Below are 16,385 nucleotides of genomic sequence, written 5' to 3' on the forward strand. Positions count from 1 at the left end.
TCGCCCCGTCAAATCTCTTCCGGCGACCAGACATCACCAGAACGCCGCGGTCGGGCCTTGAAACCCGACCGCAGACTCCGTCCCGGCTTGTGACGCGCTTTCGTCGGCCAGGCACGCCCGCTGCGGATGCGTCGGGCCGCCCAGCCGTGCTTTCAGGGCTGGTCGCAACGCCGGGCGCCCGTGGATAAAGGCGCCAGCCCCGAATGCGTGCAGTCGAGTGCTGCGATCTTCCGCGAAGACTCAGCGCTCCTTGAAGGCGCGCTCCGCCTGGTCGTGCAGCGGCTTGAGCAGATAGGACAACGCGGTCCGACCTCCCGTCTTGATGAAGACCTCCACCGGCATTCCGGGCAGCAGCTTGGCTGACCCGAGTTTCGCCAGCTCTTCGGGCTTCAGCAGGACGCGGCCCGTGTAGTAACTCGTGCCGGCACGCTGATCCTGTGTGATGTCTGCGGAGACCATGCTGACATCTCCATCGATTTCGGGCGTAGTCTTCTGGTTGAATGCCGCGAAGCGCATCGTCGCGGTCTGCCCCAGATAGACTTGGTCGATATCGCGCGGTGCGATCTTGACCTCAACCGCAAGCGAGTCCGCGTCGGGCACGATCAGCATGATCTGCTCGCCGGGAGAGATTACACCACCAACCGTGTGGACGCTCAGCTCATGGACACGTCCGGATTGCGGTGCCCTGATATCGACCCGATTGAGTTGATCGACCGCCGCAGTTTTGCGCTCGCCCAGCTCAGAGAGTTTCGATCGCGTTTCGATCAGGTCCTTGCCGACTTCCGTTCGTAGGTCCTGGTCGATCTGAATGATCTGGAGTCCGATTTCGGAAATCTTGCCTTTCGACTGAGCAATCATTCCTGCCAGCTGGCTGCGCTCGCCTTCGAGCCGGGCGGCATCGCGCTCGAGAGAATTGAGCCGCGTGATCGGCACCAAATTTTTTTGCCAGAGGCTGCGAACGCCCTCCAGCTCCTGGCGGATGAAATCGACTTCCTTCACCTTGGCCTCGGTCTGCCCTGTATAGCCCTTAATCTCATTTTCCAGCTGCGCGCCTTTCTCCAGCAACTGCGCCTTTTGGCCGCTTCTCGCCTGACGACGCAGGTCGAACAGCTTCCGCTCCGCGGTGATTGCACGGCTCGCCTCGGAGTTACTCTCGTTGGCCCGGTCGAGCAGCGCCTTTGGAAACATAGCCTGCTCGGCGCCATCGCGCTCGGCCTCGAGCCGAGCCTGCCGCGCGAACAGCTCATCGAGGCTGTTTGTGACGATGGTCGCATTCGCGAGCGTCTGGGTCTCGTCGAGGCGGATCAAGATGTCCCCTGCATTGACCCGGGCGCCCTCCCGCACGCGCAACTCTCCCACGATCCCACCAGTGGAATGCTGAACCTTCTTGACGCTCGAATCCACCACGATCACGCCCTGGGCGATCACCGCGCCAGACAATTGGGTCGTTGTTGCCCAACCGCCGATCCCAAAGGTGACCAGACCGAACATGATCATACCGACGATCATGTAACGCTGGATGGATTGCATCGCCGGTGCCACTTGGCCGTTCATCGACCGCCTCCCTGAGCTTCCGCTACGACCTTGAGCGCTGCGGGATTTCGTAACACTCTCTTGAGAACCTCCTCTCTCTTGCCGAAGGACTGAACCTTGCCTTCCCCAAGGCACAAGACATGGTCCACACCTTCCAGCGCCTTCGGACGATGAGCGACAACGGCGACAATTCCTCCCCGGCGGCGCACGTTCAGGATCGCCTCGGTCAAGGCCTCCTCGCCCTCGGCATCGAGATTGGAAGACGGCTCATCAAGCACTACCAGGAAGGGCTTGCCGAAAAATGCGCGCGCGAGCCCGATACGCTGCCGCTGACCCGCCGACAGCGCGAGCCCTCCCTCGCCAATCTTCGTGCTGTAGCCGTCCGGGAGGGAAAGGATGAGGTGGTGCGCGCCCGCAGCATGTGAGGCTTCCAGCACAGCAGCGGCCGTTGCCTCCGGGTCGAACCGAGCAATATTCATTGCGATGCTGCCGTCGAACAATTCAACGTCCTGAGGCAGATAACCGATGTGCTTGCCAAGGGCGTCTGAAGACCAGTGATCGAGCGCGGCATTGTCGAGCCGGACCCTGCCTCGAATGCACGGCCACACACCAACCAGTGCACGAGCCAACGTCGACTTGCCGGATCCGCTCGGACCAATGATTCCAACCGCCTGCCCGCTCCGCAGCTGGAACGATACTTCGCTGAGCGTGGGCCTCTCGGAGTTCGGGGCGCCAATATAGAGTTGCTCGGCGGTGAGGGTTTCAACAGGCGCCGGCAGTGCCAGGCGCTTCTCCTCGTTAGGCAGAAGCTTCAGCAAGTGATCGAGCCGTTGCCCCGATTGCCGCGCGGCGACGAAACCTTTCCAGTTCGCAATAGCCATTTCGACGGGCGCCAGTGCACGCGCGGTGAGAATCGATCCGGCAATGATAATGCCCGCGCTCGATTCCTGGTTGATGACGAGGACGGCGCCAACGGCGAGAACCAGCGATTGCAATATCGCCCGAAAGATCTTGGAGGCGCCGCCGAGTCCGTTTGCGGCATCGCTGGCCCGCTCATGGGCGGCGAGGTACTTCGCGTTGGCATCCCGCCATCGGAAAGCCGCTTGTTGCCGCATGCCCATGGCCTGCAGAACCTCGGCATTTCGCCGCCCCTCGAGCGCAAGGGCAGTTCGCGAAACGGCTAGGCGCGAGGACGCCTTTGCCGGCCCTCGGGTGCGTGTTTCCGTGAGCATCGTAATGCCGATCAGCACCAGCGCGCCGGCCAGCGCAGTGACGCCGATCCAGAAGTGAAAGAGGAAGCAGACGCCGAGATAGATCGGCATCCAAGGCAGATCGAAGAGCGCCGTCGGTCCTCCGCTCGACAGGAAGCTGCGGACCTGATCAAGGTCTCGCACCGGCTGCAAGCCATCGCCATCGGCCCTGGTCTTGAGAGGCAGGCGAACAAGCGCGTCGAATATTCGAACGCCGAGCCTTTCATCGAAATACCGGCCGACCCGGGCGCTGATCCTGCTCCTGACGAGGTCGAGCCCACCCTGAAACAGGTAGAGAACCGTGGCCAGAACCAAAAGGGCGATCAGCGTCGGTATGCTGCGCCCGGGCAGCACCCGATCATAGACCTGCAGCATGAAGAACGAGCCGGTGAGCATAAGGAGATTGCTCATCCCGCTGAAGGCCGCGAGAGCCCAGAAAACCCGGCGGCAAGAGCGCAGGAAAGACGACATCTCTGACTGGGGCTCGTCGTAATGCTCCGCCGGCCCGGGTCGACCAGCGAACATCCGTTGCCGCAGGATTTCGATCGCGCGCTTTGCCCAGCCGATCAGTCGCGGCGTCCGCAGTTCGGCGTCATCTGCCGACTGTCGTCCGCCCGACCATAATCCTGACAAATGCAAAAGTGGAATTCGATAAAGATTCGCAGGCGGGGGGATCACCCCCCGCCGTCTAAGGTCCATCATGGCAGCCGCCCTTGAAACATGCCTCGGAAGATCCCCAAGAGATCCCCCGAGGCAGTTATTGAGTACTAATCGGTGTGGTTGGCCCGTCTCCTACGCGAAGTGGAAGTCGTGGCTGTTCAGCTTGTCGAGCTGCGTGTTCTTCAGCGTGAGCGTGTCACTCCCCGTCGCGATGACGACGTCGTGGCCTGACTGGGCCGCGTGTGAGAGAACGCTCGCAAAACTGTCGAACACGCTCTTGCTGAATTGGACCGTGTCGTGAGCGGGTCCACTAGCAGCGAAGTCCTTGATGACGTCATGGCCGAACTTCGACGCAAACACGAATGTATCCGCACCTGCTGTGCCAACCATGACGTCGTTACCCGTGGTGCTGGTCTTCGTCGAGCTCAGGGAAGTACTGCCCGATGAAGAAACGACCGGTACCGTGGCGGATACGGCGGACGACGCAATTGCGCCGGAAGTACCCATCTGCCCGTCACCGTTGAGATCCTGGTGGAAGCTCGTCTCGAGCGATTTAAGGCCAGAGTCCGTACCCGACACGGAGCCGCTCGACGCAGAGCCGGTCAAGGCGCTGACATGCGAAACGTAGTTGCCGTTGTCGTCGGTGTTCCAGGCCGTGTACTGACCGGTACTCGCCTCCTTCCAGGCAACCTGATAGCCCGTCGCCGTCTTCTCCGCACCAATCGGCGCCCAGGTGTGATCTGACCCGTCCACAAAATCCACGCCGTGATTCTTCAGCGTGGGGCCCGATCCGCTGCTGCCGTTGAGGTAATATTTGCCGTTGTTCTCAACGAGACTTGTCGCACCATCGGACTCGATTTGCTTACCAGTAGTTGGCGGCGTCGGCGTGGTTGGGGACGTCGGTGTGGAAGCACTGGAAGTACCGATCTGCCCGTCGCCGTTGAGATCCTGATGGAAGCTCGTCTCGAGCGATTTAAGGCCAGAGTCCGTACCTGACACGGAGCCCGACGTGGAGCTGGTCAGGGCGCTAACATGGGAAAGGTAGTTGCCGTTGTTGTCAGTGTTCCAGGCCGTGTACTGACCGGTACTCGCCTCCTTCCAGGCAACCTGATAGCCCGTCGCCGTCTTCTCCGCACCAATCGGAGCCCATGTGTGATCTGAACCGTCCACAAAATCCACGCCATGATCCTTCAGCGTGGGGCCCGATCCGCTGCTGCCGTTGAGGTAGTATTTGCCGTTGCTCTCAACGAGACTTGTCGCACCATCGGACTCGATTTGCTTACCAGTCGTTGGCGACGTCGGCGTGGTTGGGGACGTCGAAGTGCCCGTGCTGGCCGTGACCACGGTGGACGCCGCGCCGGTGTTGCCTGCCGCGTCCGTTGCCTTCGCGGTAAGGCTGTGCGAACCGGCCGCCAGGGCGCTGGTGGTATAGCCCCACACGCCACTGCTGTTAGCCGTCGCAGTCCCGACCTGGGTCGTGCCGTCGAACACCTTTACGACGCTGCTCGCTTCGGCACTGCCCGACATCACCACCTGATTGGCGCTGTTCACCGTATGGCTGGCAATGGTCGGCGCACTCGGCGCTTTGGTATCGACGGTGATCACCAACGCAGACGACGCCGCGCTGGTCTGACCCGACGAGTTGGTCGCGGTTGCAGTGAGCGTATGCTTGGCGTCAGTCAGGACCTTTGTGATGTAGTCCCAATGGCCGCTCGAGTCCGCGCTCGTCGAGCCAATTTGGGTCGTACCGTCGTAGACCTTGACCGTGCTGCCGGCAGCAGCAGATCCCTTGAGCTCAATGGCATTGTCGTTGGTGATCTTGTCGCCAGCGGTGCCACTATCGGTCGAGAACGACGCGATGACGGGAGCGGCTGGTGCGGCTGGTGCGGTTGGTGCCGTCCCGCCCGTGTCGGTACCGCTGTTCGCCGATGTGTTGAGCGTCGCGACCACGGCTGCACTGTCATCGACATTGCCGGTGTAAACCGGCGAGTTGCCGGTGAATGCGGTCGGGCCCCAATAACCTCCACCCATATGATTGTTCGTAACCGACACACCGGTGACCGATCCGCCCTCGAACTGGGACGAGCTGTAGATGTTGTAACCACCACCGTACAGCAAGTTGTTGTCGACGACGACGTTCGAGACCGGCCCGAAGTAGTTGTCGATCATGACTGCCGACGTTTGCGTATGCTCGTTGATCACCGTGTTGTGTCGGATGGTGATATCGGAGTTCTTCCCGTCGATCGAGATACCGTCGTAGTGCGGGGATCCCGACGCGATCAGATCGTGAATATAGTTGTCCTGGATGAGGGTATTCCCTCCATCCACCCCGATCCCATTTTCGACATTGTAGATATTGTTCGCGATGAACTTCCCTTGCCCCATGATTCCATAGTCGCCGTCGTTGCCCGAGCCGACGCCATTGATCTCATTGTGCTGGACCACCGCTCCGGTCACGCCGGTCGCAACCCTCACGGCGTAGAACGCCTCGGTCGTAACCTTGCAGTTCTCCAACGTGACGTTCGGAGCGTTGATGAAGACCGTTCCATGGATGTCGAGGCCGCTGATCACGGCTCCCGCAGTGTTGATAACAAGATCGCCGTTGTAGGGAGTGAGGGTCACGCCCGCCGACACTCCAGTGCTCGTAGCATCAGGCCAAGCAGTCGTCGTTGCCAAAATGTATTCTCCTTCGCAGTTAAATGGAAACGTGCAGTGCACGTAGGCGCCGTCATCCCCAAAGGTGCGCCATGGCCCGTGTCATCGTCCATCGGCGGGGGCTTTTTTGGGACGAGATGGCGGCGTGACTGGGGTCATTTTTCGGGTGCATCACTCAGCTACATTCAATCGCGATTAAAAAAAAACGAAGTAACTTCCGTCATATAAGCTCGGAAAGATTGCGGACATGCGCGCGTTGCCGCAAGAGCACAGTACGAACTTATTCACCTCAATCTTCGCAGGCATCGGCAGAGGAGCGAATCTTCTCGCCACCGGCGAGGCCGTTTGCATTGTTCGATTTAACTCGGATTATATAATACCCGGCTTCAGCCAAAGACCCGCGGCCAGATGGGACCGAGCCACTCGATCTTACGGACGTAGCGCGATCTCGCCAGCAAGCCCGGCGACGTACTGCGCATCCGGCAACACTCACGCAGGGTGTGGACATCCAAGGCGTTGGAAGGAGTGATCCAGAAGGAGCGATCTAGCAGTCTGCTGAAAAACCGCCTCGCCAGGAAGGGGACTTGATGATTCACTTTATCATCTCGAATCGGCGGAGACGATCATGCGCGGCAGGTTTACGGATCAGGGCGGCCTGTTTTCGTACATCGCGCCGGATAAACGTGTGCCAGCGAACCATCCGCTGCGGAAGGTCCGGGAACTTGTCCGGGATGTTTTGAATGATTTGAACCGCAGCCTTGGAAAGCTATACGCCAGCGAGGGACGTCCTTCGATCCCTCCGGAGCAATTGCTGAGCGCCTTGCTGCTGCAGGTGTTCTACGGCATCCGCTCGGAACGCCAGCTGATGGAGCAACTGGACTACAATCTTTTGTATCGCTGGTTCGTGGGACTGTCGCCGGACGATCCGGTCTGGGACCCGACCACCTTTACCAAGAACCGGGAGCGGCTGCAGAACGGCGATGTGTTCACGAAGTTCATGACCAGGCTTCTGAACCATTCTCAGGTCAAGCCGCTATTGTCGGACGAGCATTTTTCGGTGGACGGAACGCTGATCGAAGCCTGGGCTTCGCAGAAGAGTTTTCGCCCCAAGGACGGCAGCGGCGACGATGATGACGGCGCCAACTTCCATGGCCAGAAACGCAAGAACGACACCCATGCGAGCACCAGTGACCCGGACAGCAGGCTTTATCGCAAGGCGGCCGGACGGGAGGCCAAGCTTTGCTATATGGGCCACGCCACCATGGAGAACCGGCATGGGCTGGCGGTGGCCGGCAGGGTCACGCATGCCAATGGCACCGCCGAACGCCGGGCTGCGGAGGTCATGCTGAAGGCGAGACGCAAAGCCGCAGGTCGCCGCATCACGGCTGGTGAGGACAAGGCATACGATACGGCCGATCATGTCGCCAACCTTCGCGCCATCGGCGTGACGCCGCATGTGACACAGAACCAGGCCATCACCAAAACCGGCAAGAACCGTAACAGCGCGATCGACGAACGAACCACGCGGCATCCGGGATACGGCATGTCGCAATCGCGCCGGGCGATGGTCGAGTGCATTTTCGGATGGGGCAAGCAGCATGGCACCATGCGCAAGACCAAACATCGGGGCATCGCTCGCGTCGCCGCCGACTTCCTGCTTAATCTGATCGCCTATAACCTGATCCGAATTCCCAAACTGATCGCCGCATAGCCACCCCGCGCCGGGGCACACTCAATAACAAGCTAGAAATTACATCCAACTCTACCGCGCCGCTCCAAAAACGACCGGCGGAAAAATGAAAATTCTCCATTTCAAGGTTTTTCAGCAGACTGCTAGAGTGCCTTGTATTTTTGCCGGCCAATCGCGTAGCCGTGGCCTATCGTTATCAGGTGCGAGCGCAGTTCTTGCGCCTCTCCAGCTTCACGTCAGGACTCACTGCGTTGTCCCGGCAAGGCCTCGCTGAAGATGCCGCCCTTCCCCTACCGTTGTGGCCTTATGGAATAATTCGCTCGTCGATCGCCACGGCGCTGCAGACCCGCTGCTAACGTCAATCCGCAGCCGCGTTGCCTGAAACGATCCGATAATCAAGATTAGTTCGCTATTCCTCAGTGAACGATATCGCGACCAACCCCAGAGCCAAGATGGTGTCGAATTGCCCGCGCCATAAGTCGTTTGCGCCTGACAAAGACCACAGCCGGCTCAGCTTTTTACTGCCCGAACGAGCTCCGTATGCGTGGTTCTTGTCTGGACGGCGGAATGACAATGAGTCACAATATTTGCGTGCATAAGGTGGAGCGCTGTTAAACGCCGACAACCCTCGTTTTTCTTCATTCAGATCGGAAGTGATTATCCATGCATTATTTCCGCAAGTCTGTTTACAGAATACTCGATCTGATTCTGACTCCGATCCTTTTGCTCTTTGCTCCGTTTGCGGTCCTCCTGAGCCGCCTGCGTGATCGAGTTCCCCTGTCGAGGTCTGTCTGCGACAGGTTTCAGTTCGCCATTGTGCGGCATCACTACTACGAGCCCATCCTTTTTGCGACCGACCTGAAGCGTGATCTTAGTCTTCCGAGGCAAATTACCGGGCTGGACTTGAACGAAGCGGCACAGCTTGAGTTAGTCGAACAATTTAACTACCGGGATGAACTGCTCGAAATTCCTACCCTTCCAAAAGGACCGGCCGAATTTGGATACCACAACGGCTCGTTCGAGCCTGGCGACGCCGAATTTCTTTACAATATGATACGTCACTTCCAACCCAAACGGATCATCGAGGTCGGCAGTGGAAATTCGACCCTCATGGCCCGCCTCGCGATAGAGGCGAACAAGAGGGACAATCCACAATACGACTGTGAGCAAATCTGCATTGAACCGTTTGAGCAACCGTGGCTCGAATCGGCCGGCGTAACGGTCCTGAGAAAAAAGATCGAGTGCTGTCCCGACAGCCTGTTTGAGACTTTGGACAAGAACGACATTCTCTTCATAGACTCCTCCCACATCATTCGACCGCAAGGCGACGTTCTGCACGAATACCTGCATGTGCTCGGTCTCCTCCGTCCCAATGTCATCGTCCATGTCCACGACGTCTTCACGCCGCGCGACTACCCCGCCCAATGGCTACTTCGCGATCGCTGGCTGTGGAATGAGCAATATCTCCTTGAGGCCTTCCTGAGTTTCAACGCACATTTCGAGATTATTGGCGCAGTCAACTGGCTTGCTCGCCATCACGGAGCCAGGCTGAACAACGCATGTCCGGTTTGGATACGCGAACCGTGGCGCGAGCCAGGCTCATTCTGGTTGCGGCGGCTGAATAAATCGGAGACCTGAGTCCGCCGATGACTACCGGGGACCAGCGGGGCGGCCTGTCACGCTGTCCACATTTTCTCGCCAGACCGGAACGTTCTTCACAATCGAACTATAGCCCCACTTGCCTCTGCCCATCCGGTTCTTCGTAAACGAAACCCGCTCGACCGATCCACCGTTGAATTGTGCAGAGCTATAAACCGTATATCCACCGCCCATCAGCAGGTTGCCGTCGACTTCGATATTCGAGATCGGCCCGAAATAATTATCGATCATGACCGCCGACGTCTGCGTGTGCATGTTGACGACCGTGTTGTGCCTGATAACGATGTTGACGTTGCCGCCATCGATCGAAATGCCATCGTAGTGCGGAGAGCCGGAAGCAAGGAGATCGTGAATGTAGTTGTCCTGGATGAGCGTATCAGACCCGGACACACCAATTCCGTTTTCCACGTTGTAGATGTTGTTTGCGACGAACGTACCCTGGCCTACTATGCCGTAGGAACCATCGTTGCCGGAGCCAACACCGTTAATCTCGCAATTCTTGATCACCGCGCCAGTAATACCGGGCTCGATTCGCACGATGTAAAACGAGGCGGAAGTCACTCTGGAGTCGATCAACGTTACGTTCGGTGCCTTGATATAGACGCGGCCTTCGATGTCGAGGCCCGAAATGGTTGCGCCGGCCTGGTCTGCCACAACATCGCCGGAAGGCGTCAGCTTCACATTCGCACGCACTCCTGTATTCGTTGCGTTGGGCCACTCGGACGTGGGTATCTCATCGCGCTCGGCCGCGCGCGCAACAACGCCATCTACTCCGAGGCTTGCGACCACAAGCAATAAAAGCGCGTAAATGAAGATCGGCTGCCGCATCTGGAAGTGCCCCCGACTGGCGTTCGTTATTGGGCCATCCGCTCCTTCGGCCGGCCCATTTCGCCTCTCAATCCGGCGACAAGCCCTTCGACCGCTGCGCGACTGTTGTTTGGAGCTCCCTGCAGCAGGAACCTGAGTGCATACAGGAGGGAAACCGCAATTCGAAGAGGCACCGACCAGGGAAAATGTCGCCGTACAAAGCGAACGCAATTGCGGTGCTGGAGATAAACGGAGAGTACCGGTATTGCCGATGAACCTCTGGCCGAGCCCGTCGTCGTACCTCGCTTGTGAACGACAATCGATTCGACCGCATAACCGAGCCCCAAGTGTCTCGCCCGAAGCCCCCAATCCATATCCTCATAAAACAGGAAATAGCTTTCATCCATCAGCCCTATCTGCTCGATGCACCAGCGGGTCACGTACATCGATGCTCCCGAAGGGCTATCCATCGCGTCTTCAACGGCGGCGATGTTGCAGGAGACGTTGAGAAGCTCTCCCAGGCCGATGGCGACATCTCTCGCCGCCAGCTTCTGCCAGGAAAGTCCGCCGCGAAATCTCACGTGGTCTGCGTCCAAGCTGTCGAGAATGGTGCTGCCCACCATCGCCTTTCGGCCGGACTCGGCCCGTTCGTGCAGCGCCGCCAAAGCAGACTCGGTCGGCTGGGTGTCTGGATTCAAGATCCAGATGGCCCGCCAGGTGGGTATCGCAGAGAGGGGACGCAACCACGCGTTGATCCCGCCTGCATAGCCCAGGTTGTCGGGGGCGCACGCAACCCACACATTCGACGATCTTGCTCGCAGAGCCAGGTGCTGAACGTCGGTAAACCGGCTGGTGTCGCAATCTATCCCGGTTCCAGGAGATTGGCCCCGCACGCAAGGGCCTCCTTTGCCGATCAGGGCGCCGACAAGGCGGTTATAGGCATCATGACCGCCATTTTCGCAAATGAAGATGTCGAACGCCGGCGAAGCCGTCGCACGAGACAACGCCAGGAGACAATCAACGATGTCCTGTGGGTTCCGATAGCCGACGATGAGCACCGCGACCTCAAAGGCGAGGTTTGCCGCCAGCCCACACGAACCGTCCGTTTGGCTAGCCTTCAACCCGGCCGTCATGGGGCGTCCGCTCCAACGATTGAATTAATTATATATTTTTATACATTTAAATAGACGAAGTTGCAATCTGATTTACTTTATTTAATATTGAACGTTGAATGACCGCCTATAACCTCTGCCTCGGAAGGTCCTATCGTTATGAATTTGAAGCCTTTTGCCCGCTTCGCATATGCGAACATCCCCGGCGTTGCCGCCGCGCGATTTGCATTTAAGGACGCGACGGCTTCATACCTTGCGAAACCCGAGTACAGGGGTTCTACGTGGACCACCAGGGCTGATGGTGTGATCATTGACATCGGGGCGAACCGCGGACAAAGCATTCACGCGTTTAAGAGGTTCCGGCCGCAATCGACCATCGTCGCCTTCGAACCCGAACCTGTCTCGGCCGAGCGACTTAAAATTCGGTTCTCCGGTGATAGGTCCGTCTCGATTTTCGCCTGCGCTCTAGGGGCCAAGCCGGGCACCATTACATTCTTCGTTCCGTCATACGGCTGGTGGGTTTGCGATGGCATGGCGGCGACCTCCCGCGAGGCGGCTACCGAGTGGCTGAGTGATTCCGGCCGCATGTACCGCTTCGATCAGTCCAAGTTAACCGTGGGCGAACACAGGATCGAATGTCGCACGCTCGATTCCTTTGCCATGTCGCCTTCCCTGATCAAGGTGCACGCTCAGGGAGCCGAGTTGGAAATCCTGCAAGGGTCGGAGCAGACCCTGAGGCGGCACAAGCCAGCGCTGATGTGCGCCTTTGCATCGGACGCGATTTCGGAATTCGTTTCCGAAATCGGTTATCGGCCGTACGTCTTTCAGAACGGACGTTTCGTGAGGGGACTGGCGCCGCGTTCAGTCACTTTCACGTGGTATTTGAGTGGCGATCACAGCCGCCGCGTTCAGGTCGAAGAGGGGTCACCGGGCAAGGCGGTTCTCTCATGAGCGTCACGGTTGCCGGCGGCGAGTTCGGCCTGACACATACGGCTTTGTCGAGAGCCTCTGAGCGATGCAGTACGCTGCCGGCTTGGCTGCTACTGAGTGGACTCATTCTGCCGGCGGCCCAGGTCCAACTGTACCTCGCCGATGCGAAATTGACGGTAGGCCGGATCGGTATCCTGCTCCTCATAGTACCTGCGGTGGCAAGACTAGCCAAGGCCGGCCGTCACACCCTCGCGTCGGACTATCTTGCATGTGCTGTCGCAGCATGGATGTTCGCAGCCGCTTACTACACGAGCGGGCCGAGTGCAATCTCATCGACCGGCGCAGAGAGCCTCGAGTTTCTGGGCGGTTACACTGTTGCGCGCGGGTTTTTCTTCGGACCGGCGGCAATTTACACCTTCATCAAGCCATTCAAGATTGTGACTGCTTACATCGTCCTGCTGGCGCTTTTCGATAACCTCTCGGGCCGGCTCATTGTTCAAGAAACGTTTTCTGCCGCTTTCGGCAGCTTTGCGCCGCTCTCGCCCGACTTCAGGCTTTATTGGGTAAGAGCTACCTCGACGTTTGACCACCCAATTCTGTTGGGCACCTACTGCACTGTAGCTTGCGGCATCTTCCTGTTTTCGGAGCAAAGCCCATTGTCAAAGATGCTTTGGGCAGGTCTTGCTGTTTTCGGTTGCCTTTTGTCCTTGTCCTCCGCGCCCCTCTTGTCATGTCTCATTGTCCTGATGCTCTATCTTTATAATATGACACTGAAAGAATACTCTGGACGCTGGCGCGCGCTGCAGCTGTGTCTTGTTACGATCGTGGTCGTGATCATGGCCGTTGCCAATCACCCACTTGGCTGGATCATCTCCCACCTGACCTTCGATCCCGTGTCCGGATACTTTCGAATGTTGATCTGGGACGCAGCTACGCAAAAGATTATGGAGTCTCCTTTCACCGGATACGCATTCGGCCCGCTCAATCACGACATTCTCGATACTACAATCGACTCTGTGTGGTTGGTGTTTTCGCTTCGGTTTGGACTTCCTATGGTTTTCCTTCTTGTCTTGGCAAACATTGGAAGCCTCCTACCGGCAAAAAATCGCCTCAAGGGCGCAATGGAGGATCCCAATGCGCCGAATCTGCGCATCGCGTTCACCATCGCGATAGTGACGCTCATGTTTACCGGGCTGACGGTCCACTACTGGAATTACCTCTGGATATTTTGGGGAGTATGCATCGGCATTAGGGCGTCGCTGCGGGAGTTCTCGATGTACCAGGTCTAACCCCTGCGAAACAATCGAACGCGAGGGCTTATTTAGCCGCAGCACCACAAGCAATACGCAGTCGGGTCCGAAACGCCAATTCTAAAGCAGCCCGGAAGCCGCAGCGCCGATTACGGCGTCCTCAGCCGCTCGATAGCGGGCCGCAGCAACTGCCATCCGCGCGATCCCAACTGCCGTTTGCAGGCGAGAAGCCACCAACGGCGCGATCTCGTGACCTTGGGATTCAGCTTTGACGCAATCGCCGAAAGGCGTTCCGATAACTCGACGTCTCCGTCATTGAAGGCCCGGCTCGCGCAACTGATCGCGTCGAGCGCCAAATTGCCCATTAACGAGGACCGAAGATCATTGGCGTCCGGAAGCACCACTGAGCAGCGATCCAGGAAATGCTCAAACGCCAGTTTGCGTTGAAGGAAGTCCTGCTCTGCCGAATATCCGCCTGACATGTTGGTTGAATGTCGTCGATACACAGCCTGGATCGCATCGATAAAACCGACCGGACCATGCGCTGCGAACCGCAACCACATCTCCATATCACCGCTGTGCGTCAAATCCGGCAAGTATCCGCCCACTTTCTTCTGCAGGCTCGTCCGCACCACTACGCTCGGCGCCACCACTATATTTCTGGCGCCCCCGATTTTAATGAAATCTCGGCCGGATAGTATCTTTGTACCACCTCCAAGTCCCTGAGGCAGTGCCACGATCTCTTCGTGACCTCGATAAAGCGCGACCGCGCCGCCGAACGTGAGGCCGACGGACGGGTTCTCATCCATCAGGCTCGTCGACCTCTCAATCGCACCAGGCATCAGGTAATCGTCCGCGGATAGCAGAATCATGTAGTCTGCAGCGGCCCAGACGATCCCCTCATTGAAGGTGGCGATGTGGCCTTGATTGGTAGAATGCCTGCGAAATTCGACCCGAGAATCAGCACGAACCAGTTCTTGTGCAACTTGGGGAGTATTGTCTGTCGACGCATCATCAATAATCAGCACCCGCAACTCGGGTCCGCACTGCTTCAATAGACTGTCGACGCATTCCTTGAGGAAATGCCCATACTGATAACAGGGAACGATCGCATCGACGGAACTCACAGCGCCTCCATTTCCGCCAAAGGTCTCTGGCAAGTGTTTTCCATGATTCCTTAGCGCACTTCGCAATGTGCTTACCCACTGCAGATCGACCGTTCAATGGCGTCAAAAGACGATACGACATTATTTATATATTTTGGTTTTGTGCAATATATAGTTTAAATGTTTATTTTCCGTGCTAATTATTTGGCTTCAGAAATCCAAACGGGCGGCATTAGAACGCATGACGGGTCTCAGTCACAAAGACCTTTCTTTAGTGGGCCGTGCGACACTTTGGGCACAACGAAACTCCTGGCGGCTGCCACGAAGCGTGAGGCGTATCGCGAAGAAACTGTTCATTAGCAGCCACCTGGCCTCTGGAAGTGACGACATTGTCGACGACTGGTCGAAGCCACTCGTACCATGCGATGCGATGGTCGCGCCGAATGCACCGGCGGCGCCCGCCTCGATCCCGACCAGTAGCCTGCCGAATCCAAACGAATTCCTTGTGTCGCCAGGCAAGCATACATTGCCTCATCGTCACTCCGGTGCTCGACGCCGGCGGCCTCGACGAATTTGTTGCTTTTCTTGCACGGCGCCTGCCCCACTTCGGATTTCGCGTCACGGTTATGTGCGCACATTCATCGTCGGCGCCCGTCGGACAACTATTCACGGCGTTGCAGAGGGAAGGCACAGCGGTTGTTGCCGCCTCGCCAGGCGACGCTTGCCTATGGATGGAAGCGAACCGTCCTGACGTCGTCAGCGCGCACGATCCGCCCGGCTGGCTCTTGCAGGCGGCTAGTGACGCCCGCGTTCCAGTCGTGGAAACGCTCCACGGCATTCCAACTCCTATAAGCACGAATTGGAGGGAAGAGCGCCAGAGATCGAAATTCGTTACCTGCTTTGTCGCGGTAAGCGAGCTCGTGAGGCGTCAGTACCTATCGGGCAATCCGTCCTATTCTGATAGCGCGGTTATCACGATCCCCAATGCGTTCAACCAGACACACCGCCCCTTGGTGAATCGGCCGAGAGCCCGAACCTGGCTAGGCCTCAATGACGAATTTCTTTTTCTTTCGCTCGGTCGTCATACCGTTCAGAAGAATGCTTACGGCCTGGTATGGGCCTTTTCCGAAGTCGCAGAGAATAATCCCAAGGCACATCTGCTGATCGCCGGCCGCCTGGACGATGCTGTATACACGCGTCAAGTGCGTACGCTTCGCGACAAAATGCCTTGCAGGGATCGGATCCACCTCCGGCACTCGTTTCCGGATCCGTCCATCCTGCTAGCCGCCGCTGATTGCTTTGTTCTGAACTCCTTTTTCGAGGGATGGTCATTGGCTTCCATGGAAGCCTTAAGCGCGGGGCTGCCCACAGTTGTAAGTGACGTCGGCGGTGCGCGCGAGCAACTCGGTATGGACGGCAGCCGTGGATTTGTTGTGGCGAACCCGGTTGGCGATCCCGAAAGCGCGAATTGGCATAGCTCGAGCCTTATGCGATTTCAGCCACAAAAAAATAAGGATGAACTCGTCTCAGCCATGAGCTCGGTCATCTTACACAGAGACTATTGGTCAAGAGTACGCGGACAACTGTCTGCGGATTCAAAAAGCCGCTTCGATCCGTTCATATGTTCCAAGCGGCATGCCGAGGTCCTTGTTGGGGCGATTTCAAGACCTATGATCAAGACTGAATTCGCGGATTGTGGTCGCCCGTAGTTGATGCCCTCGACGGATATTGCG

Annotated in this window: 11 protein-coding genes; 5 read left to right on the plus strand and 6 right to left on the minus strand. The window is 57.9% G+C overall.

The window, feature by feature from the left end; genetic code table 11:
• Positions 1 to 240: 240 nt before the first annotated feature.
• From ACVWYI_RS30250 to ACVWYI_RS30260, 3 genes are all read right to left on the minus strand, one after another.
• Entirely contained in the window at positions 241 to 1,554 is a 1,314-nt protein-coding gene (locus ACVWYI_RS30250; protein WP_456663976.1) for an HlyD family type I secretion periplasmic adaptor subunit, read from the minus strand.
• The gene (locus tag ACVWYI_RS30255; protein ID WP_456664590.1) at positions 1,551 to 3,308 is read right to left on the minus strand and encodes a type I secretion system permease/ATPase; all 1,758 of its coding nucleotides are present in this window, start codon (positions 3,306 to 3,308) and stop codon (positions 1,551 to 1,553) included. Before ACVWYI_RS30255 ends, ACVWYI_RS30250 begins: the two co-directional genes overlap by 4 nt.
• A gap of 267 nt (positions 3,309 to 3,575) precedes the next feature.
• On the minus strand, positions 3,576 to 6,077 hold the full coding sequence (locus tag ACVWYI_RS30260; RefSeq protein ID WP_456663977.1) for an Ig-like domain-containing protein: 2,502 nt from the start codon (positions 6,075 to 6,077) through the stop codon (positions 3,576 to 3,578).
• Between the two features lie 646 nt (positions 6,078 to 6,723).
• Here ACVWYI_RS30260 and ACVWYI_RS30265 point away from each other — a divergent pair.
• Both ACVWYI_RS30265 and ACVWYI_RS30270 read left to right on the plus strand, forming a co-directional pair.
• The gene (locus ACVWYI_RS30265) at positions 6,724 to 7,809 is read left to right on the plus strand and encodes an IS5 family transposase (protein WP_456663966.1); all 1,086 of its coding nucleotides are present in this window, start codon (positions 6,724 to 6,726) and stop codon (positions 7,807 to 7,809) included.
• 642 nt (positions 7,810 to 8,451) lie between these two features.
• Positions 8,452 to 9,426 carry a class I SAM-dependent methyltransferase gene (locus ACVWYI_RS30270; RefSeq protein WP_456663978.1) on the plus strand — a complete coding sequence of 325 codons (975 nt, stop codon included), beginning with the start codon at positions 8,452 to 8,454 and terminating at the stop codon, positions 9,424 to 9,426.
• Between the two features lie 12 nt (positions 9,427 to 9,438).
• Here the strand turns inward: ACVWYI_RS30270 and ACVWYI_RS30275 are convergent, their stop codons facing one another.
• Together ACVWYI_RS30275 and ACVWYI_RS30280 are read right to left on the minus strand one after the other, a co-directional pair.
• The gene (locus tag ACVWYI_RS30275) at positions 9,439 to 10,275 is read right to left on the minus strand and encodes a right-handed parallel beta-helix repeat-containing protein (protein ID WP_456663979.1); all 837 of its coding nucleotides are present in this window, start codon (positions 10,273 to 10,275) and stop codon (positions 9,439 to 9,441) included.
• Between the two features lie 26 nt (positions 10,276 to 10,301).
• Entirely contained in the window at positions 10,302 to 11,387 is a 1,086-nt protein-coding gene (locus ACVWYI_RS30280; RefSeq protein ID WP_456663980.1) for a glycosyltransferase family 2 protein, read from the minus strand.
• A gap of 138 nt (positions 11,388 to 11,525) precedes the next feature.
• Between ACVWYI_RS30280 and ACVWYI_RS30285 the strand changes: the two genes are divergently transcribed.
• The gene (locus ACVWYI_RS30285) at positions 11,526 to 12,317 is read left to right on the plus strand and encodes an FkbM family methyltransferase (RefSeq protein WP_456663981.1); all 792 of its coding nucleotides are present in this window, start codon (positions 11,526 to 11,528) and stop codon (positions 12,315 to 12,317) included.
• Entirely contained in the window at positions 12,314 to 13,585 is a 1,272-nt protein-coding gene (locus ACVWYI_RS30290) for a hypothetical protein (protein WP_456663982.1), read from the plus strand. Before ACVWYI_RS30285 ends, ACVWYI_RS30290 begins: the two co-directional genes overlap by 4 nt.
• Positions 13,586 to 13,695: 110 nt before the next feature.
• Here the strand turns inward: ACVWYI_RS30290 and ACVWYI_RS30295 are convergent, their stop codons facing one another.
• The gene (locus tag ACVWYI_RS30295; RefSeq protein WP_456663983.1) at positions 13,696 to 14,673 is read right to left on the minus strand and encodes a glycosyltransferase family A protein; all 978 of its coding nucleotides are present in this window, start codon (positions 14,671 to 14,673) and stop codon (positions 13,696 to 13,698) included.
• A gap of 524 nt (positions 14,674 to 15,197) precedes the next feature.
• Between ACVWYI_RS30295 and ACVWYI_RS30300 the strand changes: the two genes are divergently transcribed.
• Complete coding sequence (locus ACVWYI_RS30300; RefSeq protein ID WP_456663984.1) at positions 15,198 to 16,361, plus strand: glycosyltransferase family 4 protein; 1,164 nt, start codon at positions 15,198 to 15,200, stop codon at positions 16,359 to 16,361.
• Positions 16,362 to 16,385: the final 24 nt, after the last annotated feature.

The sequence above is a fragment of the Bradyrhizobium sp. LB13.1 genome (assembly GCF_054056815.1).

Excerpts from the sequence above, each read along its gene's own strand:
- ACVWYI_RS30250 (WP_456663976.1), bottom strand. The coding sequence starts at position 1,554 with ATGAACGGCCAAGTGGCACCGGCGATGCAATCCATCCAGCGTTACATG.
- ACVWYI_RS30290 (WP_456663982.1), top strand. The coding sequence starts at position 12,314 with ATGAGCGTCACGGTTGCCGGCGGCGAGTTCGGCCTGACACATACGGCT.
- ACVWYI_RS30265 (WP_456663966.1), top strand. The coding sequence starts at position 6,724 with ATGCGCGGCAGGTTTACGGATCAGGGCGGCCTGTTTTCGTACATCGCG.
- ACVWYI_RS30275 (WP_456663979.1), bottom strand. The coding sequence starts at position 10,275 with ATGCGGCAGCCGATCTTCATTTACGCGCTTTTATTGCTTGTGGTCGCA.
- ACVWYI_RS30255 (WP_456664590.1), bottom strand. The coding sequence starts at position 3,308 with ATGTTCGCTGGTCGACCCGGGCCGGCGGAGCATTACGACGAGCCCCAG.
- ACVWYI_RS30270 (WP_456663978.1), top strand. The coding sequence starts at position 8,452 with ATGCATTATTTCCGCAAGTCTGTTTACAGAATACTCGATCTGATTCTG.
- ACVWYI_RS30280 (WP_456663980.1), bottom strand. The coding sequence starts at position 11,387 with ATGACGGCCGGGTTGAAGGCTAGCCAAACGGACGGTTCGTGTGGGCTG.
- ACVWYI_RS30285 (WP_456663981.1), top strand. The coding sequence starts at position 11,526 with ATGAATTTGAAGCCTTTTGCCCGCTTCGCATATGCGAACATCCCCGGC.